Source organism: Variovorax sp. J22P240 (assembly GCF_030316855.1).
Taxonomy (GTDB): Bacteria; Pseudomonadota; Gammaproteobacteria; order Burkholderiales; family Burkholderiaceae_C; genus Variovorax.
Genome location: NZ_JASZYR010000001.1, coordinates 725809 through 746962, shown reverse-complemented (window position 1 = coordinate 746962; position 21154 = coordinate 725809). Strand labels below are relative to the sequence as shown.

Below are 21154 nucleotides of genomic sequence, written 5' to 3'. Positions count from 1 at the left end.
CCGGTCACCCGTCGGCGGAAACGGGCGCCGTTCGCGGTCGGCGCCCGATCAGCACCCACGCGCTCAGCGCACTCATCAGCGCCAACCCCGCACAAATCAACATCACCCATCGAAACCCCGAGACGAATGACGCATTCACCGTTTGCCTGAGCGCCGCGCCCGCGGCGGCATCCACGCCCGCAGGCAGCATCGCGCCCGCAAGCTGGCTGCGCTGCGCTTCGAGGAAGACGGTGGTCTCTGCGGAAGCGCCGATGTCGCGCAAGCCCTCGCCAAGCCGTGTATCGAATGCCCAGGCCATCACCACCCCGAACACCGCGATCGCCAGCACCGATGCCGCGCGCGAGACCGCGTTGTTCACACCCGATGCAATGCCGGCCGACTCGGGCCCGACCGCGTTCATCACCGTGGTCGTGAGCGGCGCAACTGTGATGGTCATGCCCAGGCCCAGCACCACGACCGCCGGGAAGAACGCGGTCCAGTAGTTGGCTCCCACGCCCGGCACCGCGAACAGCGCGAAGCCCACCGCCGCGATGCTCGGCCCCACGACCAGCGGCAGTCGCGATCCGAAGCGATCGACCAGTTGTCCGGCCCAGCCCGAAAATGCGAACATGATCAGGATGAACGGCAGTAGCGCAGCCCCCGCGACCGTGGCCGAATAGCCTTGCACCTGGATCATGTTGAGCGGGAAGAAATACAGGCCGCCGCCGAGCGCCGCATACAGCAGCAGCGTCAGCAGATTGGCGCCACCGAAGTTTCCGATGCGCAGCATGGAGAGCGGCAGCATCGGCGACCGCACGCGAAGCTCCACGACGACGAACGCAATGCTCGCCACCACACAGGCGACGAGCGCGCCCGACACGGCCGGCGATGTCCACCCTTGCGTCGGCGCTTCGATGAACCCATAGACGACACCGCCCAGCGCGATGGTCGCGAGCGCCGCGCCCCAGAGATCGAGCTCCGCGGCGGCATCGCCTCCCCTGCTTTCGGGCACATGCCGCCACACGATCAGCAGCACGATCACGGCCATCGGCACGTTGACAAGAAAGGCCCAGATCCACGAGTAATGATCGACGAGGAAACCGCCGGCGACCGGCCCGATCGCGGCGGTGATGCCGCTCCACCCCGACCATGTGCCGATGGCGCGACCGCGTTCCTTCTCCGCAAACGAAGCGCTGATGAGCGCCAGGCTGCCGGGCACCAGCAACGCACCGCCGATGCCTTGCACGGCCCGCGCCAGGATCAGTTGCTGCACGTCGCCGGCCAGCGCGCAGCCCACCGAGGCGAGCGCGAAGAGCGCGACACCGATCGCGAAGATCTTGCGGCGCCCGAAGTGATCGCCGAGCGAGCCGCCGACGAGCAGCAGTGCAGCGAGGAATAGCGCGTAGGACTCCACGACCCACTGCGCCTGGAAGGCCGTCGCGTGCAGATCCGCCTGAATGGCGGGCAGCGCGACATTGACCACCGTGCCGTCGATGAAGGCCATGCTCGAACCGATGATCGCCGCGGCGAGCACCCAGGGCTTGGAGGCCGGTGGGCAGCCCGCCTGTTCGCAACCGTGGCGAATCTGGTTGTCGTCCCCGGGTGGCTTGCCGAGCTGGGTCATGCTCTTGAGTATGGAGCGCAGTCCCGTGCCCGACAATCCCGCCGCATGACACGCTATGAAGCACTGGCCGCCGAGATCGCGGAATCCATCCGAACCGGTGTGCTCCATCCGGGTGACCGTCTGCCGTCCGTCCGTCAGGCCCGCGCCAGCCGTGGCGTGAGTCCATCCACCGTGTTCCAGGCCTACTACCTGCTCGAGGCCCAGGGCCTCATCCGTGCGCGTGAGCGCTCGGGCTACTACGTGGCCGACGGCGCCCGGCATCTTCCGCCCGAACCCGAAGTCGCATCGCAACCGGAGGACGACGCGGTCCCGCTCGACGTCAGCGAACGGGTGTTCGAGATCCTCGAATCGTCGATGGTGCGGAACGTGGTGCCGCTGGGTTCCGCCTTCCCGAGCCCTCTTCTCTTTCCACTGCGAAGGCTGGGCCAGATCATGGCGTCCAGCATCCAGAACCTCGATCCGTGGAGTACGGTGGACGATCTCACGCCCGGCAACGCGCGCTTGCGCCGGCAGATCGCGCTGCGGTACCTGGCCGACGGATTGCAGGTCCATACCGACGAGATCGTCGTCACCAACGGCGCGCTCGAGGCATTGAATCTGTGCCTCTCTACGGTGACGCGCCCCGGTGATGCGGTGCTGATCGAATCGCCGACCTTCTACGCCTCTCTGCAGGCACTGGAGCGCCTCGGCCTGGAAGCGATCGAAGTACCGACGCATCCGCGCGAAGGCATGGACCTCGACGCGCTAGAACGCGCCATCGAGCGGCACCGCCCGAAGGCATGCTGGCTGATGACGAACTTCCAGAACCCGCTGGGCAGCCTGATGCCGGACGCAAAGAAGAAGACGCTGGTCGAACTGCTGACGCGCCACGACGTGCCGCTCATCGAGGACGACGTCTACGGCGAGCTCTACTTCGGCGACAAGCGCCCGCTACCGGCGAAGGCTTTCGACACCGAAGGGATCGTCATGCATTGCTCGTCGTTCTCGAAGTGCCTGGCGCCCGGCTACCGCATCGGATGGGCCGCGCCCGGACGCTTCGCACGCGCAGTGGCACGCGGGAAGCTGACGACCACGCTCGGCGCGTCGGCACCCGCGCAGGCCGGGCTGGCGGCCTATCTCGAAAAGGGCGGCTACGACAAGCACCTGCGCAAGCTGCGCCGCACGCTCGCCGAGCAGCAGACCTGCCTGGCGCAAGCCATCGGCGAGCACTTTCCGCCGGGGACTCGGGCCACGCGTCCGGCGGGCGGCTACTTCCTCTGGGTCGAGATGCCGAAGCAGGTCGATGCGCTCGAAGTTCATCGCCAGGCACTTTCGCAGGGCATCAGCGTTGCGCCGGGTCCGATCTTCTCGGCGCAACGCGGCTTCACGAACTGCCTGCGGCTGAACTATGGCCATGCGTGGGATGCGCGAACCGAACAGGCGGTGGCAACGCTGGGGGGCATTGCGAGCGCCACCTGGGTGCGCGAGCTTGCGCCCGAAGCCTCGTGATAGATTGCACGCCGGTGAGCGACACAGGGTCGATCGCCCGATCGAGCCACGAGTGAGAGGACGGAAATGCTACCCCGGCTGGCGAGGATTCTGAAGCGCACGGCGCTGGTGATCGGCGTGGTCTTCATCACCGCAATCGCGCTGCGCACCTACGACGTGCAGCGCGGCCCTCCCCTCGAACTCTGGCACACGCATGTGCCGCACGAACTCTCCCGCGCAGAACTCGCCAAGTCCGACTGGGCCGGCTATCTGGCCGCCGAGGACAAGGTCTTCGCGGAGGTACGCACCGAGGTCACCGACAAGCTGCCTCCCGAGGCGCGCGTGCCCGGTAATCGCTATTACGACGGCGGACTGGTCTATCCGGGGCGTTTCGTGCAGGACTGGAACCGGTCCTATGTGCTCGAACCGCAAGGTGCGCCGCGAGGTGCTGTCGTCCTGCTGCACGGATTGACAGATTCACCTTTCAGCCTGCGCCACGTCGCCAATCTCTATCGCGACCGCGGCTTCGTGGTCGTCGCGATCCGCATGCCGGGCCACGGCACAGTGCCCGCCGGGCTCACGCGCGTGCAATGGGAAGACTGGTCGGAGGCAACGCGCCTCGCGGCGAGGGAAGCGCGCCGCCGTGCGGCAGCGCCGCTGCCACTGCACATCGTCGGCTTCTCCAACGGTGGTGCGCTGGCGATGAAGTTCGCGCTCGACGGCCTGGACGATTCGAGCCTGGCGCGACCGGACCGGATCATCCTGATCGGGCCGATGATCGGCATCACCGAACTCTCCCGCTTTGCAGGCGTGCTCGGCTGGCCGGCCATGTTCCCGGCGTTCGCCAAGGCGGCGTGGCTGGGCGTCGTGCCGGAATTCAATCCGTTCAAGTACAACTCCTTCCCGGTCAACGGGGCGCGGCAGTCCTCGCTCCTCACGCGCGACCTGCGCTCCCACATTGCGCGCGAAGAGAGTGCCGGCCGCCTCGCGAAACTGCCGCCGATCCTCACCTTCCAGTCATTGATCGACTTCACGGTGAGCACACGCGCAATCGTGACCGGCCTGTATGCGCGGCTGCCGAGCAATGGCAGCGAGTTGGTGCTGTTCGACCTGAACCGCAGCGTCAAGTTCGGTCCGATGCTGCGATCGGGGAGCGACCTGCAGCCGAATCGCGTGCTGACGCCGGCGCCGCGACAGTTCCGGTCGACGCTGATCACCAACACCGGGCCGAACAGCCGTCAGGTGGTGGAGCGCGTCACCGAGGCCGGCGCGGTGACAGAGAAGACGCGGCTGCTCGATCTCGAGTTTCCGGCGGAAGTGTTCTCGTTGTCGCATCTGGCGCTGCCCTTTCCCGTCACCGATTCGTTGTACGGAATAAGCCCCGACATGAGCGAGGACTTCGGGGTGAACCTCGGTGCCCTTGCAGTTCGCGGCGAGCGCGGCGCGCTCATCGTCAGCCTGGATTCGCTGACGCGCCTGTCGTCGAATCCATTCTTCCCCTACATGGCCGATCGGATCATCGAAGTGATCCCGGCCAACTAAGAGAGGCAAGCAGGCGCAGACGGCTCAGGCGTGGCCGGCCACCGGCTGACGGGTTCGCAGCAAGCTGAACACGGCGGCCACGGCGGCGCAGCACGCTGCAAGCCCGAGCGCGATGACCTGGCCCTTGCCGTCGTGCGGGCTCCAGATGCTGAATATCGCAGCCAGCAGCACCGCGCCCAATGTCTGGCCGGTCAGACGCGCAGTGCCCAGCATGCCGCTCGCCGCGCCGCTGCGATGGGATGGCGGCGAAGTCACGATGGTGTGATTGTTGGGCGACTGGAACAAGCCGAAGCCCACGCCGCACAGGGCCATGCGCCACACGATGTCGGCATTGGCGGGATGCGCGGGCAACGCCGCGAGCAGCACCAGGCCGGTGGCCAGCAGGGCCAGGCCGATGCCGCCCAGCAGGCCGTCCGGATACCGGCCGATGAGCCGGCCTGCGATCGGTGCCATGACAACGATCGCCAGCGGCCACGCCGTGATCAGCAATCCGGCTTCGAAATGCGAGCGTCCATAGGTCTCGAGCAGCAGGAAGGGCAGCGCGATGAACGACAGCATCTGGGCGCAGAAAGCGCCGATGGACGTTCCCATCGAGAGCGCGAACACCGGAATGCGCAACAGGTCGACGGGAAACAGCGGCAGCGTCAGCGTGCGTTGCCGCCGCAAATAGACAAAGCCCACCGCGATACCGGACAACAGCAGTGCCCAAGCCCAGGGGCTGGCGCCTTGCCCCGCATCGCCGCGCACGCCCAGCCGATCGGCGCCGACGAAGATCAATGCAAACATCAGCACGTTGAGCAGCACGTCGAATGCCGAGAAGCGGGAGTCCGCCGAAGCCTTGTCCCGGTTGGCCGGCAATGCGCGCAAGCCCAGCGCGAGCACCAGCGCGCCCAGCGGCACATTGAGCGCGAACAGCCACGGCCACGAGGCGACCGACAGGATGGCCGCCGCCACCGTGGGCCCGGCGACCGACGCGGTCGCCACCACCATCGAGTTGATCGCCATGCCCCGGCCCAGTTGGTCCCGCGGATAGATCAGCCGCACCAGTGCCGCGTTGACGCTCATGATCCCGGCCGCTCCCAGTCCCTGGAGCGCCCGCGCGGCAATCAGCATGCCGAGCGAGTTGGCGAAGGTCGCAAAGAGCGACGCCACCGCGAACAGCGCAATGCCCACCAGATACACACGCCGATAGCCGATGAGATCCCCCAGCGAGGCCAGCGGCAGCAGCATGACCAGCGTGGCGATCTGGTAGGCGTTGACCACCCAGATCGCATGCGCCGCGTCCGCATGAAGCTCGCGCGCGATGCCGGGCAGCGCGAGGTTGACGATGGTGCCGTCGAGCACCGCCACTGCGATGCCCAGGATGATCACCAGCATCGCGTGCCAGCGTTGCGGCTGGGGCAGCCCCTCGGTGACAACGGATACGGACGTCGGTGCCGTCACCATCTCATCCCGCCGCACAGACTTCCCTCTGACGCCCGCCGAGCGTGAACCATGTGAGCACCACGGCAATGAGCGCACCTGCCGCCATGCCGGCGACCATGGGCAACGGCTTGCCGTTCGTGAAGGCGCCGACCACCGCCATCACCAGCGAGCCCGTCAGCATCTGCAGGGTGCCGAGCAAGGCCGAGGCCGTGCCGGCGATGGCACCGTGCTTTTCGAGCGCGAGCACCGAGGTGGTCGGAATGACGAAGCCCATCAGGGCGCTGGCAATGAAGTACAGCACGATGAGCACGGCCAGCCGATCGCCCCCGCTCAGGTAGTAGGCGAACATGAGCGTCATGACGATGCCGCAGGCACTCACGCTGGACTTGACCACGCGCACGATGCCGAAGCGCTCGCACAGCGGTCCGTTGAGTTGCGCGGCGCCGAAGAAGGCCGCGGCATTGACGCCGAACGCCACGCTGTAGAGCGTGGGCGACAGGCCGTAGTGGTCGATCATCACGAAGGACGAGTTCGCCAGGTAGGTAAAGAAGCCCGCCATCGCGAAAGCGCCGATGAACACCAGCCCGAGGTAGTGCGTGTCGCGCAGCAGCACGCCGTAGGCCTTGAGCGCGCTGCCCAGGCTGCTTTCCACGCGCTGCTCGGCGGGCCGCGTTTCCTTCAGCACGGATGCCACGGTCGCCAGACCGACCACGGCCGCGACCGTCACCGCCCAGAACACGCCGCGCCAGCCGGTGAAGGCGATCACCGCGCTGCCGACCAGCGGCGCCAGGATCGGCGACACGCTGAATACCAGCATCAGCAAGGACATCAGCCGCGCCGCGTCGTTACCGGTGTGCAGGTCACGCACCACCGCGCGCGGGATGGCCATGCCTGCCGCTGCGCCGAGGCCCTGCAGGAAGCGCAGCGCGATCAGCATCTCGATGTCGGTCGCAAGCGCGCAACCGATGCTCGCCAGCGCGAAAAGGACGAGACCGAAGTAGAGCGGCGGCTTGCGTCCCACCATGTCCGACACGGGGCCATAGAGCAATTGGCCCACGCCCAGCGAGAGGAAGAACGCCGTGAGGCTCATCTGCACGGGGCCGATGCCGGCGCCCAGGCTGCTGCCGATCTCCGGCAGCGCGGGAAGGTACATGTCGATCGCGAACGGGCCGATGGCCGACAACAGGCCCAGCACGAGCGCGATCCTGAAGAAGCGCGATGAAGTCATCGCCCCATTGTCGCCAAGGCGGCAATGGGCCGCAGGCAGCGCGAAGCGACGCGCTGTGCTAGGTCTCGGGTCTTGAGCTTGCCGTCAGAAGAGCGATTCGGTGTCGCTGTCCGGCCTGGCACCCTCGATTGCGAGCATGCGCAGTTTCGAGGCCGCGCCGCCGTGCGCGGAGAAGCCGCCCCACTTGCCGCCGGCCGCCAGCACGCGGTGGCAGGGCACGACGGGCGCGAATGGATTGAGGCCCAGCGCCTGCCCCACGGCGCGCGCCAGCCCCTTGTCGCCGAGCTCGGCCGCGATGTCGCCGTAGGTGCGGGTGCGCCCGGGCGGGATGCGGCGTGCGATGGCATAGACGTGTCGATGGAGGTCGCTGACGCCTTCCAGATCGAGTTCGATCTCCAACAGGTCGAGCGGCTCTCCGTCCAGCAGTGCACAGATGGCCGACGTGGCCCGATGCACTTCGGGCGGCGGCTCGATTTCCTGCAACTGTGGAAAGCGCCGTGCCATTCGATGGCGCGTGGCGCCCTCGTCCGATTCGGGCAACTGGACGCCGACGATGCCCCGCGGGCCCCAAGCGATGCCACATGCGCCGATGGCGGTGGCAAACAACGCGAACCCGGTCGTACTCATGGCTGCCGCCGATGCGTTCGTCAAGCCGCGCAGGACGGCACCTGATTCGCCTTGATGGCCGAGACGCTGGCGGCAATGGCATCGGCCAGCTTCGCGGTCACGCGCTGCGCACCCTGCGCCAATGCGTCGAAGCCGCTGCCGACAGGTTCCGACAGCGACAGCTGGCACCCGGTCGCCGGCCCTTCGTCGGTGCGGCGAACGGTCCAGGTAAAGCTGGCGTCGACACGGCTGCCTTCCGCCGCATCGAACTGCCCCAGTTGCACGGCGATGCGGGTCGCCGGCTGGCCCCGCAGGCGGCCGGTCTTGGTCACGTCGACCGCCCCGAGGCGGCTGGCAATGCTGCTGCCCAGTGCGTCCCGCAGCTCGCTGTCGAAAGAGGACGACCAGCGGTGGTCTTCCAGGATGTCGACCGCCGGGCTTTCCGGCGAACCCTTCTTGCGAACCACCATCTGCGGCCGTGCAAAGCGCTCGGGCATCGCGATGGGCGCGAGTTCGATATAGACAGGTGTCGTGCCGCCGGCTGCGACAGCCGTCCGGACGGGCGCTGCAGTTTCGGCCAGGCTGTAGTACTGCGGCCCGCTGCTGGTCGCGCAGCCTGGCATCAGCAACGCAGCGCCGAGAGTGGCGGCCACGCATCGGGAGTTCATCGATCTCATTTCTGCTTGTCCTCCGGCTTGCCACGGATCAGTGATTCAGGATGGCGCTCCAGGTAGTCGGTCAGGATCCGCAGCGAAGCCGCGGCGCGCGTGACTTCCTGGAGGGTCTGCCGCATGTCCTGCTGCAGCGGCGAATCGTCGGCGATCGTCCTCTCGGCTGACTTGAGCGTGCGACGCACGTCCTTCATAGCCGCGGTCATCTCCGGCGTCACGTCGTTGTTGAGGCTCTTGGCGAGCTGCTCGGTCGTGGCGAGGGTCTTGTTGAGCGTGCCCAGCGCCTTCCGCAAGTCGGCGCTGATCTCATCGAACGGCACCTTGTTGAGCTTGCGCGCGATGTCGGACACCTGCGACTGGAGTTCGTCCAGGCTGTTGGGGGTCGTCGGCAGTTCGAGCGGTGTCCGACTGGGGTCGATCCTGGTCGGCTTGGCTTCGGGGAAGAAGTCGATGGCGACGTACACCTGCCCCGTCAGCAGATTGCCCGTACGCAGCTGGGCGCGCAAGCCCTTGCTGACGAGGAACTGCCACCGATCCAGCGGCGAGTAACGCGAATCGATCGTCGCGCCGATGGCCCTGCGCCGCATGCGGTCGGGGTAGATCTGCACCACCACGGGCATCTTGAATTCGCGCTCGTCGCGGTCGAATTCGACGCCGATCGACTTGACCTCGCCGATCACGACACCGCGAAAGTCGACGGCCGCCCCGGGCGACAGGCCGCGCAACGACTGGTTGAAATACAGCAGCATCGTCTGCGAAGGCCCGTCCGGCTCCTTCATGGCCGAGGCTTCATCGGCCGCCAGGGCGAAGGCGGTGTTCTCCTGCGCGACCGGACCCGCCGCGTCGTCGGGCGCCTGGAAGGCGAGGCCGCCGAGCAGCACGGTCGCCAGCGACTGCGTGCGCACCTTCAGGCCGCTGGCATTCAGCTCCACGTCGAAGCCGCTGGCGTGCCAGAAGCGCGTGTTGACGCCGACGAACTTGTCGTACGGCGAATTGACGAAGACACGCAGCGTGACGCCGCGGCCGTCGCCGTCGAGTTCGTACGCCGCGAGCTGGCCGACCTTGATGCGGCGGAAGTACACCGGCGAACCGATGTCGAGCGATCCGACATCGCGTGCCCGCAGCAGGAACTGCCGCCCCGATGCGTCGCGCGTGACGATGGGCGGCACCTCCAGCCCGGTGAACTCGCCAGCGGTCTCTTCGGAGGTGCCTGCATCGGCGCCGATGTACGCACCCGAAAGCAAGGTGCCGAGGCCTGAAATGCCGGTGGTGTCGAGGCGCGGGCGCACCACCCAGAAGCGCGTGTCCTGTGCAGTGAAGCCGCTGGCTTCCTTCTTGAGCTGCACCAGCACGCGAACGTGGGAGCGGTCATTGGCGAGGCGAATGCTCTGCACCGTTCCGATCTGCACGTCCTTGTACCGGACCGCCGTCTTGCCCGCTTCGAGGCCTTCGGCGGTCTTGAAGGTCAGCACCACTTCGGGGCCACGCTCCATCAGAATGCGCGCGACCAGTGTCACGCCGACGAGGGCCGCCACGACGGGGATCAACCAGATCATCGATGGCAGCCAGTTCCGCCGCCTTACGACCTTGGGCCGGGTCAATGGGGGGTTCTCGGCCACTTTGTCTTCTTCGCTCATACGACTCTTTCACCTCTTTTCGTTCCGTCCGGCTGCTTCTTGCCCTTCGCGGCCCGCGTGTCCCAGGTCAGGCGCGGATCGAAGCTGAGCGACGCCAGCATGGTCAGCACCACCACCGCGCCGAAGGCCGCGATGCCCACCCCGGCGGTGATCTCGGCAAAGCCGTGGATTCGAACCAGGCCGGCCAGGAGCGCCACCACGAACACGTCGAGCATGGACCAGCGTCCGATCACTTCGAGGATGCGGTAGAGCTTGGCGCGCTCCAGCTGGCGCCAGTCGCTGCCGCGCTGGGCCATGAAGTTCAACAAGGTGAGCGCCGTCAGCTTGAACAACGGCACCAGAAAGCTCGCGATGAAAATGAGCGCCGCCAACCCGTAGGCACCGGACACCCAGAAGTAGATGACGCCGCTCAGGATGGTGTCCTGCTGTGTGCCGAACAGGCTCTTGGTGATCATCACCGGCAGCATGTTGGCCGGCAGATAAAGGATGGCGGCCGCGATCAGGAACGCCCAGGTACGGTTGAAGCTGTCGGGCCTGCGGGTGTGCAGGAGGGTCGAGCACCGCGCGCAGTGCTCGCCCTCCTCGGCCCCTTCCCATACGGTGCCGCAATGGTGGCAGCTCATCAGCCCGAGTTGAGCGCCCGTCCGGAACGGTGGTGTCGGTTCCGTCATTGGCTTCGTGGAGCGGTCCGGCGCGGCACTCATTCGCTCTGCCCGACTCGCGGCTCGAAAGCCATTTCCCAGAAGGTCCGGGGATTGAAGGACAGCACTGCCGTCAGCAGCACCGTCAGCCCGGCAAAGGCCCAAAGGGCCGGGCCTGGTATGACCTGCGCCATGCTGCTCAGCTTGATGATCGCCACCAGCACGCCCAACAGAAACACTTCCACCATGCCCCAGGGCCGCAGCGCCTGCAGCGCATTCACGAGGATGACGAATCCGGCCGGCCGGCGTTCATACGCCATCGGCACCAGCAAATAGAACAGGATGCACAGCTGCATCAGCGGAAAGAGGATCGTGGTCGCCAGCACCAGCAGCGCAACCGGCGACATGCCCTCGGAACTGAGCGCCACCACGGCGCCCGCGAGCGTGGTCTGGCTGCTCAGACCTTGCAGCTCGATCTCGACGATCGGAAACAGGTTGGCGATGGCAAACAGGATCAAGCAGGCGACCGTGAGCGGCAGCACGCGCGCGCTCTGGTCGCCCGCATGGCGGTCGAGCTCGGTCCCGCAGCGCGGGCAATGCGAGACTTCTCGATGGCGCAGCGGCACGCGGCGGTAGACCGCGTCGCAGCCTTCGCAAACGATGGCGTCAGGTACTTCTGTCATGGCTTGGGCCGCCCATTGTCCGCGACGTGGGCGACCAGGAAGTCAAGCAAGGCTCGCACCCGCGCCGGCAGCCGGCCTGCCTTGCCCAGATAGACGGCGTGGATCGGCGCCTCATCGCCCGGATTGAACTCCTCCATCACCGTCACCAGCCGGCCCGCATCAATGTCGGATTGCACCTGATACAGCGACAACCTCCCCAGGCCAACGCCTTCCACGATCAGCGCACGCAGCGTCTCCCCATCGCCGCAACGCACGTTGCCCGCGATGGGCATGTCGATCACGCGGCCGTCGACGCGCAGCGGCCAGTCCGGCACGGTGCGCCGGTAGTTGAAGCCGAGGCGGTTGTGGGCTTCCAGTTCCTGCGGCGTGCGCGGGGTGCCGTAGCGTTGAAGGTAGGCGGGCGAGGCGACGATGGCCTGCGCGGTCGCACCGAGCCGGCGCGCGACCAGATCCGACGCCGGTAGTTCGCCCCAGCGGATCGCGACATCGGTGCGCTCGTCCATCAGGTCGACCACGCGGTCGGTCAGCACGATGTCGAGCGTGACCTGCGGATGCAGTTCGAGAAAGCGCGGCACGAGAGGAATCAGCACCTGATGGCCGAAAGGAACACTGGCGTTGATGCTCACGCGCCCGCGCGGCATGGCCCCGGCGGCGGCGCAACGCTCGGCCTCGTCCATGTCGGCCAGCACGCGCACGCTGCGCTCATAGAAGTTTCGGCCTTCGGGCGTGAGTTGCAGCTTGCGGGTCGAGCGGTGCACCAACTGCGTCGCCAGGCGCGTTTCCAGCCGTCCGATGAGCTTGCTGATGGCCGAGGGCGTCATGCCCAACACGCGGGCTCCGGCCGAGAAGCTGCCGCGATCCACCACCTGAACGAAGGCTTCCATTTCACCGGAACGATTCACTTCGATACGGGGCATATGTGAATTCAACTCACAGTTGTGTGTCCAATCGGGATTCTAGTCAATCAACAGGCGTGCCCGCACAGTACGGGACATCATGCCTGTAGCTCTTCTCGCCCTCACCGCCGGTGCCTTCGGGATCGGCACCACCGAGTTCGTCATCATGGGCCTGCTGCTGCAGGTTTCGACGGATCTTCATGTCTCCATCGCGGCCGCCGGCCTGCTGATCTCGGGCTACGCGCTCGGGGTCGCGGTCGGTGCTCCGCTGCTCACCATCGCCACCCGCAGAATTCCGCGCAAGACGGTGCTGCTCGCGCTGATGGCGGTCTTCACGCTGGGCAACATCGCCTGCGCTCTGGCCGCCAACTACGAGATGCTGATGGCGGCGCGCGTCGTCACCTCGCTCGCGCACGGTACCTTCTTCGGGGTCGGCTCGGTCGTCGCCACGGGCCTCGTGCCGCCGGAACGCCGTGCCTCGGCCATCGCCATCATGTTCACGGGCCTCACCGCCGCTACGCTGCTCGGCGTACCGGCCGGCGCCTGGCTGGGCCTGCACTATGGCTGGCGCGCGACCTTCTGGGCCGTGGCGCTGATCGGCGTCGTGGCAGTCACGGTGCTGGCGGTCTTCGTCCCGCGCGGCAAGGCCGACGACCGGCCCTCGCCGCTGCGCGAGGAATTGGCCGTCCTGGGCCGGCCGCAGGTGCTGCTGGGGCTTGCCATGACAGTGCTGGGCTTTGCCGGACTGTTCGCGGTGTTCACCTACATCCAGCCGCTGCTCACCGAAGTGACGGGCGTGTCCCAGGCAGCCGTGTCGCCGATCCTCCTGATCTTCGGCGGCGGGCTTGCGGTGGGCAACCTGCTGGGCGGCAGGCTGGCCGATCGCTCGCTGATGCCGGCATTGCTGGGCACGCTGATGGCGCTGGCCGTGGTGCTCGGCGCGATGCAGTGGGTCATCCACACGCCGGTGACGGCAGTCGTCTTCGTCGTTCTTCTGGGCATCGCATCGTTCGCGACGGTGGCGCCGCTGCAGTTGCGCGTGCTGGAGAAGGCCTCCGGCGCGGGACAGAACCTCGCGTCCAGCCTCAACATCGCCGCCTTCAATCTCGGCAACGCGCTCGGTGCGTGGGTTGGCGGCGTGGTGATCGAGCGCGGACCGGGTCTCGCTGCGCTGGGCTGGGTCGCCGCTTTGCTCACGCTGGTCGGCCTGGCGATCGCGCTGTGGAGCCGTGCGCTCGACCTGCGCGCGCCCCTCCCCGACTGTGCGACGGCCAGCGCCTGAACCACCCGCATTTCACATCTCTCACAAGGAACCACCATCATGGAACAACGCTTTCTCGGCAGTTCGGGCTTCAAGGTGCCGGCCCTCGGCTTCGGCGCCGGCACCTTCGGCGGCGAAGGCCCGCTCTTCAGCGCCTGGGGCAACACGGACGTCGCGGGCGCGCGCCGCATCATCGACATCTGCCTCGACGCGGGCGTCAACCTCTTCGACACGGCGGATGTGTATTCGAGCGGCGCATCCGAATCGATCCTTGGCGCAGCCATCGAAGGCAGACGCCACAAGGTCATCCTTTCGACCAAACTCGCACTGCGCGCGGGTGATGGGCCGAACGACGTCGGCGCCTCGCGCCATCACCTGATCCAGGCGACGGATGCCGCGCTCAAGCGTCTGGGCACGGACTACATCGACCTGCTGCAACTGCACGCCTTCGACGCGATGACGCCGGTCGATCAGGTGCTGCGCACACTCGACGACCTCGTCCGCGCCGGCAAGGTGCGCTACATCGGCGCATCGAACTTCTCGGGCTGGCAGCTGATGAAGTCGCTTGCCGCGTCGGACCGGCTGGGGCTGTCGCGCTACGTGGCGAACCAGACCTACTACTCGCTGATCGGCCGCGACTACGAATACGAACTGATGCCGCTCGGCATCGACCAGGGCGTCGGTGCGATCGTGTGGAGCCCGCTCGGGTGGGGCCGCCTCACCGGCAAGATCCGCCGCGGACAGCCGCTGCCCGACGGCAGCCGCCTGCACGAGACGGCTGGCTTCGCGCCGCCGGTCGAGCAGGAACGGCTCTATCGCGTGGTCGATGCGATGGACCAGGTGGCGGAGGAAACAGGCAAGACGCTGCCGCAGATCGCCCTCAACTGGCTGCTGCAGCGGCCGACGGTGTCGAGCGTGCTGATCGGCGCGCGTGACGAAGCGCAACTGAAGCAGAACCTCGGCGCGCTCGGCTGGCAACTCACGACGAAGCAGATCGCCCGGCTCGATGCGGCCAGCGCGGTGACGCCGCCCTGTCCCTACTACCCTTACTGGAACGGCCAGTTTGCAGAGCGCAGCCCGGTGGCTGTGTAGTGTCCAGGGCGCTCAGAGCGCGACCAGGGTCTCGAAGCCACCCCAGAACATGCGCTTGCCATCGAAAGGCATGCTCTTCATGTCCATCATCTCGGCGAGGCGGGGATCGCTCATGACCTTGGCATTGACCTCGTCGCGGTGGGCGCGCGAGTTGAAGACGATGTAGGCGAAGACGACGGTCTCGTCGTCCTTCAGGTTCACACTTTGCGGAAACGATGTGACCTCGCCCGGCTTCACATCGTCGGCAACGCATTCGCGGTATTCGAGCGCGCCGTGTTCGCGCCAGACCTTGCCGGCCTTCGTGGCTATCTCGCGATACTTCTCGATATTGTTCTTGGGAACGGGAACAACAAATCCATCGACGTAGGCCATGCAAGGGTCTCCTTGAAGCTTGGGTTGACGATACAGAACCGAGAAGTTCAGTATAAGCAGGCCCTCTTCCAGAGCCTACCCAAACCCCCAATGGCCGGTGCGGGATTACGAGCGCAATTGCGCGCGCAGGTTCGCACCGATCTCTGGCCGCTCCAGGAAGGGATCGGCGGGATTCGTGATCGACACGATGTTCTCCATGCGGCTCTTCACGTTGCCCAGGGCCTTGGGATGGCTGAACACGTAGAACTGATTCGCGCTGATCGCTTCGAAGACCTTCTGCGCCACTTCGGCGGCGGTTACCTTGCCGCTGCTCACGGCCTTGTTGCTCATGGCCTGGCCGATCAACTGGCTCTTGGTGAGTTCGCCGGTGGGCAGTGAGCCCGGACGGTTGCGCTCGCTCTGCGTGATGCCCGTGGGCACGAAGTAAGGGCACAGCAGGCTGGCGCCGACCTGGTCAGTGACGAGCTTCAAGTCCTGGAAGAGCGTCTCGGTCAGGCTCACGACGGCCGCCTTGGCCGTGTTGTAGATGCCCATGTTGGGCGGCGTCAGCAGGCCCGCCATGCTGGCGGTGTTGACGATGTGGCCGCGGTAGGCCGGATCCTTGGCAGCGGCCTCCAGCATCATCGGAGTGAACAGGCGCACGCCATGCACGACGCCCCACAGGTCGACGCCGAGCACCCATTCCCAATCGGCGACTGTGTTCTCCCACACGAGGCCGCCCGCGCCCACGCCGGCGTTGTTGAAGACGAAATGCGGCGCGCCGAAACGCTGCTGCACGTCTTTGGCCAGCGCTTCCATCTGCGCAGCATTGGCCACGTCGACCTTGCGCGCGAGCACCTGTGCGCCGGCGGCTTCCATCTCTGCCTGTGCCTTGTCGAGCGCGTCCTGCTGCACGTCGACCAGCACGAGGTTCATGCCGCGTGCTGCGCCGATGCGCGCGCATTCGAGGCCGAAGCCGGAGCCTGCACCGGTGAGAACGGCCGTCGTGCCCTTGAAATCCTGAATCATTTGCGCGTGTCCTTTCGTCTCTGTTCTGCGGAGACGCTATTGAATGACGGAATCGCTAAACATGCAGTCGCAAAGGTGCCCGCGCTGCGTCGTCCGCGCATCAACTCTCGACGGGCTTGAGCACGTAGCCGATTCGCGGGAAATGCACGTGCACCGTGCCGATGCGATCGCCTGTACGGCGCAGCGAGTAGTGCGTGCGCGAGGCGGCGATCAGTTCGCCCTCGGTCGGCTCCGGCCCGAAGCTTTCGGCCGCGATCGTGACGCGCGATCCGAGCGCGATACCGTGCTCGTCCTGGAAAGTGCTGTCGGACAGCAGTGTGTGCGGTTCCGACGCGGCCGCCACTTCGATGGCCTGCGTCCCATCGAAGGTCTCCATCGTGCCGTGCCCGATGCCGGCCATGCGGTCCAGCCAGTCGACCACCGCCGGCGTGAGCTGCAGGATGCCGGCCATCGAAGGCGTGCGCTTGCGAGTAAACCACAGCGGGTGATAGCAGGCGAAGTCCGCCACTGTGGGGAACGCGCCGAGCAGGCAGTCGGTGTCGTCCAGCATGTCGGACAGGCGCCGCAGGTAGGACTTGTAGGCCGCCGCGGCATCTCCGGGGCGTAGCCGGACCATGTTGCCGCTCATCGCCTTGCGGTCGTCGCCGAAAGCCTTGGCGAGTTCGGGCGGCGCCTTGCCGAAAACGTCTGCCGCGCCTTTGCCGCTGAAGCTGTAGGCCATCGAGGCCCAGAACAGGGAGGTGTCGGCCCATTGCGCGACGAGCCGGGACAGGCCCTTGCCCGGCTCGGGATAGATCGACGGCGTCGGCGCCAGGTGCTCGATCACGTCGCAAATCAGCGCGGTGTCGCAATAGATGTCGGCGCCGATCTGAAGCACAGGCGTCTTGCGGTAGCCGCCCGTGAGCGCGACGAGATCGGGCTTGGGCATGATCTGCGGAATGATCACCGACTTCCAGGCCAGCTTCTTGTAGCCGAGGATCAGCCGGATCTTTTCGGAGAACGGCGAGGTCGCGTAGTGGTGGAGGATCAGGTCTGCCATGGAAGTCCTTCGCGGGTGCGGGATCAATGAGGCTGCGCGCGCGCAATGATCGCATCGAAATCGACGCCGGCGCCGAGCGTGCCGAAGGCGTGGCCCCAGTCGCCGCCGAGGCGCGATGCGCAGAAGGCGCCGACGACGGCGGCCGGCGCAGTCTGTGCGAGCAATGCGCCCTGCACCGCCAGCGCTACGTCCTGCGCCAGACGGCGCGCCTCGGTCTCGGTCGCCATCGCCTCGATGCGTGCCGGCAGCGCCTTGGCCAGACGGTCGAACGCTGCGTCGCTGCCTCGCGCCGGCGCCAGTTCGCGCGCCAGCGCAGCAATGGCATCGCCCTTGCGCAGGCCGCGCAGCAGGTCGAGCGCCATGATGTTGCCGGCGCCTTCCCAGATGGAGTTGAGCGGCATCTCGCGGTAGACGCGGGCCATCACGCCTTCGCCGCCCTCTTCCACATAGCCATTGCCGCCAAGGCATTCCATCGCCTCCTGCGCGAAGAGGCTGCCACGCTTGCAGATCCAGAACTTGGCGACCGGCGTGAGCAGCCGCGCCATGAGGCGTTCGTGTTCCTCGTCCGGATGGTCGAAGGCCCGTGCGAGGCGGATGGCGAGCGCGGTCGCCGCTTCGCTTTCGAGCGCCAGATCGGCCAGCACGTTCTTCATCAGCGGCTGCTCGATCAGCCGTTTGCCGAAGGCCTGGCGTTGCGTGGTGTGGTTCAGCGCAAGGCTCAACGCCTGCCGCATCAGTCCGCTGGTGCCGAGCGCGCAATCGAGCCGAGTCATCGTGCCCATCTCGAGGATCTGCGAAATGCCGCGGCCCTCTTCCCCGACCAGCCAGGCACTCGCGCCGTGGAATTCGACTTCGGAACTCGCATTGGCCTTGTTGCCGAGCTTGTCCTTCAGCCGCTGGATGTGGATGGTGTTGCGGCTCCCGTCCGACAGCACACGCGGCAGGAAAAAGCACGACAACCCGGCCGGCGCCTGCGCGAGCACCAGAAAGGCGTCGCACATCGGCGCGGAGAAGAACCACTTGTGGCCGGTGATCTCGTAGCGCTCGCCCCAGATGTCGCTGCCGGCGCGGACGGCCCGCGTCGTGTTGGCACGCACGTCCGAGCCGCCCTGTTTCTCTGTCATGCCCATGCCCATGGTCACGCCGGGTTTCTCGTGCCATGGCTTCAGGACAGGGTCGTACCAGAGGCTCGCCAGCTTCGGCCCCCAGTCGGCGTGAATGGCCGCATTGCCGCGCAACGCCGGCGTCACCGCGTAGCTCATCGAGATCGGGCAGAGGATCGACGGCTCGAGTTCCGTGAAGAGCATGAAGCCCGCCGCGCGCCGTACGTGGCACGACGGCGAATCGCCGGTCCACGGCGTGCCGTGCAGGCCCGCGCCCACAGCCGTCGTCATGAGCGCGTGATAGCTCGGATGAAACTCCACCTCGTCGATGCGCCGGCCGAAGCGGTCGTGCGTGTGCAGCACCGGCGTGTGCGTGTTCGCGAGCCGTGCATGCGTCTGCATTTCCGCGGTGCCGATCTGCGCACCCAAATGCTCCAGCGGCGCAAGCTGCAATTGCGGCGCATTGAACTTCAACGCATCGCGCAGCGGCCGGTTGGTCTCGAAGAGGTTGTAGCCGCTCAGCGGAGCCGGCTGGTTGAAGACCTCGTGAGTCGTATCCATATCCGGCCTCCGTATGGCTTGGTCAGATCAGTTTGACGAGTTGCTTGCCGAAGTTCCTGCCCTTGAGCAGGCCCAGGAAGGCTTCGGGCGCCGATTCGATGCCTTGCGCAACCGACTCGCGCGGCCGCAGCTTTCCGCTCGCGACCAAGCCGCCAAGTTCGGCCAAAGCCTCGGGCCAGACTTCCATGTGCTCGCTGACGATGAAGCCTTCGAGCTTGAGCCGGTTGATCAGGAACAGCGCCGGGTTGGCCAGCGGCAGCGGCTGTCCGTCGTAGCCCGCGATCATTCCGCACAGCGCGATGCGCGCAAAGGCGTTGGTGCGCAGCAGCACCGCGTCGAAGATATAGCCACCGACGTTCTCGAAGTAGCCGTCGATCCCGTTCGGGCAGGCTTCCTTGAGCGCCGCGCTCATGGTCTTGACGTCGGGATGCTGGCGGTAGTCGATGCAAGCGTCGAAGCCCAGTTCGTCGGTGACGTACTTGCACTTGTCCGGGCCACCCGCGATGCCGACAACCCTGCAGCCGCGCGCCTTGGCCAGCGCACCGAAGGCACTGCCGACCGCACCACTGGCAGCCGTGATGACCACCGTCTCGCCTGCCTTCGGGTTGATGATCTTCACCAGGCCGTACCAGGCCGTGACGCCGGGCATGCCGACCGCGCCGAGGTAGTGCGACAGCGGCACATGGGTCGTATCGACCTTCTTCAACGCGCCTGGCTGCGAGGCATCGACCACGCTGTATTCCTGCCAGCCGCCGAAGCCGACGACCTTGTCGCCCACCGCGTACTTGGGGTGCTTGCTCTCGACCACTTCGCCGACGGTGCCGCCCTGCATCACCTGGCCGAGGGGCTGCGGCTGCGCGTAGCTCTTGGCGTCGTTCATGCGGCCGCGCATGTAGGGGTCGAGGCTCATGTAGTGATGGCGAACCAGCACTTGGTTGTCCTTGAGCGCGGGCGTCTCGGTAGTCACGAGCTTGAAGTTGCTGGCGACGGCTTCGCCCTCGGGGCGGTTGTCGAGGATCTGTTGTCTGTTGGTGGGCATGGTGCTCTCGGTATGAATGCAGTCAATCGGTGGACGGGGGTCGCATTTCGTTGGCGCTGGCCGGGCCGGTCGGCAGGCGGCGCTTCACGTACTTGAAGGTGCCGGTCGCGTGCGCGCAGACGCGCTCCTGTGCGTCGTAGATCTTCGCCTCGGTGAACGCGAGCGTCGCGGTGCGGTGAAGCAGCTTGCCGCGTGCCACCAACGGGCCGACGGAAGGCGCCATGAAGGTCGTCTTCATCTCGATGGTCACCACGCCGATCTCCGGCGTGTCGCTGCGTGCGGCCGCGGCCATGGCGATGTCGAGCATCGTCATGCAGGCGCCGCCGTGCGTCACGTCGAAGGTGTTCAGGTGCTCGGGCTTCGCGGTGTAGCGAAGCTCTGACTCGCCGCCTTCGAACTTGGCGATCTCGAAGCCCAGGTGGCGCGCGAAGGGAATGCGGTCCACGTAGGACAGCAGATTGATGTTGTCCGGCGTGGTCATGCTCCGAGCACCACGCTGACGCCGCCGTCGATCGCCAGCCACTGGCCCGTGATGTGTTTGCCGGCGTCGCTTGCGTAAAGCAACGTGACGCCCTTCAGATCTTCGTCGTCGCCCAGACGGCCCAGCGGCGCGTGCGAGGCCATCTTCTCCTCGCCGATCGACTTGATCAGGCCGGCGGCCATCTTGGTCATGAAGAAGCCGGGGCAGATCGCGTTGACGTTGATGTTGTACTTGCCCCATTCGGCCGCCAGCGTGTGCGTGAAGCCGATCACCGCGCTCTTGGACGTGTTGTAGGCCAGCGTCTGCATCTCGGGCGGGTTGCCGTTGAGGCCGGCGATGGACGCGATGTTGATGATGCGCCCCGACCTCTTCGGGATCATGTAGGCGCGGGCTACCTGCTGCGCGAGGATGAAATAGCCGCGCACATTGAGGTTCATCACCTTGTCCCAGGCCTCGACCGGATGATCCTCGGCCGGAGCACCCCAGCTCGCGCCGGCGTTGTTCACGAGGATGTCGACGGCGCCCATGCGTTCGAGCGTCTCGGTGGCCAGCCGGCGCGTGTCCTCTTCCTTCGAGCAGTCGGCCGCGATCCAGCGCGCATCGATGCCCGCGGCCTGAAGTTCGGCGGCAGCCTGCTCGAGGTCGTCGGCCTTGCGCGAGCTCAGCATGATCTTCGCGCCGGCCTCGCCGAGCGCATGCGCCATCTGCAGGCCGAGGCCGCGCGAGCCGCCGGTGACGAGCGCCACCTTACCGGTGAGATCGAAAAGTTTCTGGATGCTGCGTGCAGTCATGGTTTCTC

General features: G+C 66.5%; 20 protein-coding genes. 4 read left to right on the top strand and 16 right to left on the bottom strand.

The annotated features are described in order from the left end of the window. Positions 1–4: 4 nt before the first annotated feature. The gene (locus QTI24_RS03605) at positions 5–1603 is read right to left on the bottom strand and encodes an MFS transporter (protein ID WP_286598380.1); all 1599 of its coding nucleotides are present in this window, start codon (positions 1601–1603) and stop codon (positions 5–7) included. A 45-nt stretch (positions 1604–1648) separates the two neighbouring features. Between QTI24_RS03605 and QTI24_RS03600 the strand changes: the two genes are divergently transcribed. Both QTI24_RS03600 and QTI24_RS03595 read left to right on the top strand, forming a co-directional pair. Further along, on the top strand, positions 1649–3091 hold the full coding sequence (locus QTI24_RS03600; RefSeq protein WP_286598378.1) for an aminotransferase-like domain-containing protein: 1443 nt from the start codon (positions 1649–1651) through the stop codon (positions 3089–3091). Positions 3092–3157: 66 nt separating this feature from the next. After that, positions 3158–4612 (top strand): alpha/beta hydrolase, encoded by a 1455-nt coding sequence (locus tag QTI24_RS03595; protein ID WP_286598377.1) that lies wholly within the window; start codon positions 3158–3160, stop codon positions 4610–4612. Positions 4613–4636: 24 nt separating this feature from the next. Here QTI24_RS03595 and QTI24_RS03590 read toward each other — a convergent pair whose 3' ends face one another. The 8 genes from QTI24_RS03590 to QTI24_RS03555 all read right to left on the bottom strand — a co-directional run bounded on the left by QTI24_RS03590 (position 4637) and on the right by QTI24_RS03555 (position 12420). Next, the gene (locus QTI24_RS03590) at positions 4637–6058 is read right to left on the bottom strand and encodes an MFS transporter (protein ID WP_286598376.1); all 1422 of its coding nucleotides are present in this window, start codon (positions 6056–6058) and stop codon (positions 4637–4639) included. 1 nt (position 6059) lies between these two features. Further along, positions 6060–7265, bottom strand: a complete 1206-nt coding sequence (locus tag QTI24_RS03585; protein WP_286598375.1) for a multidrug effflux MFS transporter — start codon at positions 7263–7265, stop codon at positions 6060–6062. Between the two features lie 84 nt (positions 7266–7349). Continuing rightward, the gene (locus QTI24_RS03580) at positions 7350–7892 is read right to left on the bottom strand and encodes a methylated-DNA--[protein]-cysteine S-methyltransferase (protein ID WP_286598374.1); all 543 of its coding nucleotides are present in this window, start codon (positions 7890–7892) and stop codon (positions 7350–7352) included. 20 nt (positions 7893–7912) lie between these two features. Then, the gene (locus QTI24_RS03575; RefSeq protein WP_286598373.1) at positions 7913–8539 is read right to left on the bottom strand and encodes a PqiC family protein; all 627 of its coding nucleotides are present in this window, start codon (positions 8537–8539) and stop codon (positions 7913–7915) included. 5 nt (positions 8540–8544) lie between these two features. Further along, positions 8545–10179 (bottom strand): PqiB family protein, encoded by a 1635-nt coding sequence (locus QTI24_RS03570; RefSeq protein ID WP_286598372.1) that lies wholly within the window; start codon positions 10177–10179, stop codon positions 8545–8547. Then, positions 10176–10850 carry a paraquat-inducible protein A gene (locus tag QTI24_RS03565; RefSeq protein ID WP_286598371.1) on the bottom strand — a complete coding sequence of 225 codons (675 nt, stop codon included), beginning with the start codon at positions 10848–10850 and terminating at the stop codon, positions 10176–10178. The genes QTI24_RS03570 and QTI24_RS03565 overlap by 4 nt, the downstream gene beginning before the upstream one ends. Positions 10851–10879: 29 nt before the next feature. Continuing rightward, the gene (locus QTI24_RS03560) at positions 10880–11503 is read right to left on the bottom strand and encodes a paraquat-inducible protein A (protein WP_286598370.1); all 624 of its coding nucleotides are present in this window, start codon (positions 11501–11503) and stop codon (positions 10880–10882) included. After that, a complete protein-coding gene (locus QTI24_RS03555) occupies positions 11500–12420 on the bottom strand; it encodes a LysR family transcriptional regulator (protein WP_286598368.1) in 921 nt (306 codons plus the stop codon). Before QTI24_RS03555 ends, QTI24_RS03560 begins: the two co-directional genes overlap by 4 nt. Positions 12421–12499: 79 nt before the next feature. On the opposite strand from QTI24_RS03555, the gene QTI24_RS03550 reads away from it, so the two are divergent. Continuing rightward, positions 12500–13681: an MFS transporter gene (locus QTI24_RS03550; RefSeq protein WP_286598366.1), complete on the top strand. Its 1182-nt coding sequence runs from the start codon at positions 12500–12502 to the stop codon at positions 13679–13681. Positions 13682–13720: 39 nt separating this feature from the next. Next, positions 13721–14752, top strand: a complete 1032-nt coding sequence (locus tag QTI24_RS03545) for an aldo/keto reductase (RefSeq protein ID WP_286598364.1) — start codon at positions 13721–13723, stop codon at positions 14750–14752. A gap of 12 nt (positions 14753–14764) precedes the next feature. Here the strand turns inward: QTI24_RS03545 and QTI24_RS03540 are convergent, their stop codons facing one another. The 7 genes from QTI24_RS03540 to QTI24_RS03510 form a co-directional block, all read right to left on the bottom strand. Continuing rightward, positions 14765–15124 carry a DUF1428 domain-containing protein gene (locus QTI24_RS03540; RefSeq protein ID WP_286598363.1) on the bottom strand — a complete coding sequence of 120 codons (360 nt, stop codon included), beginning with the start codon at positions 15122–15124 and terminating at the stop codon, positions 14765–14767. A gap of 105 nt (positions 15125–15229) precedes the next feature. Beyond that, a complete protein-coding gene (locus QTI24_RS03535; protein WP_286598362.1) occupies positions 15230–16132 on the bottom strand; it encodes an SDR family oxidoreductase in 903 nt (300 codons plus the stop codon). A 100-nt stretch (positions 16133–16232) separates the two neighbouring features. Then, complete coding sequence (locus tag QTI24_RS03530) at positions 16233–17171, bottom strand: glutathione S-transferase family protein (RefSeq protein WP_286598360.1); 939 nt, start codon at positions 17169–17171, stop codon at positions 16233–16235. Between the two features lie 23 nt (positions 17172–17194). Then, a complete protein-coding gene (locus QTI24_RS03525) occupies positions 17195–18835 on the bottom strand; it encodes an isovaleryl-CoA dehydrogenase (protein WP_286598358.1) in 1641 nt (546 codons plus the stop codon). Positions 18836–18857: 22 nt separating this feature from the next. After that, positions 18858–19874, bottom strand: a complete 1017-nt coding sequence (locus QTI24_RS03520) for an NADP-dependent oxidoreductase (protein ID WP_286598357.1) — start codon at positions 19872–19874, stop codon at positions 18858–18860. Between the two features lie 22 nt (positions 19875–19896). Then, entirely contained in the window at positions 19897–20355 is a 459-nt protein-coding gene (locus QTI24_RS03515; RefSeq protein ID WP_286598356.1) for a PaaI family thioesterase, read from the bottom strand. Further along, positions 20352–21146, bottom strand: coding sequence for an SDR family oxidoreductase (locus QTI24_RS03510; RefSeq protein ID WP_286598355.1), 795 nt, complete (start codon positions 21144–21146; stop codon positions 20352–20354). Before QTI24_RS03510 ends, QTI24_RS03515 begins: the two co-directional genes overlap by 4 nt. Positions 21147–21154 lie beyond the last annotated feature (8 nt).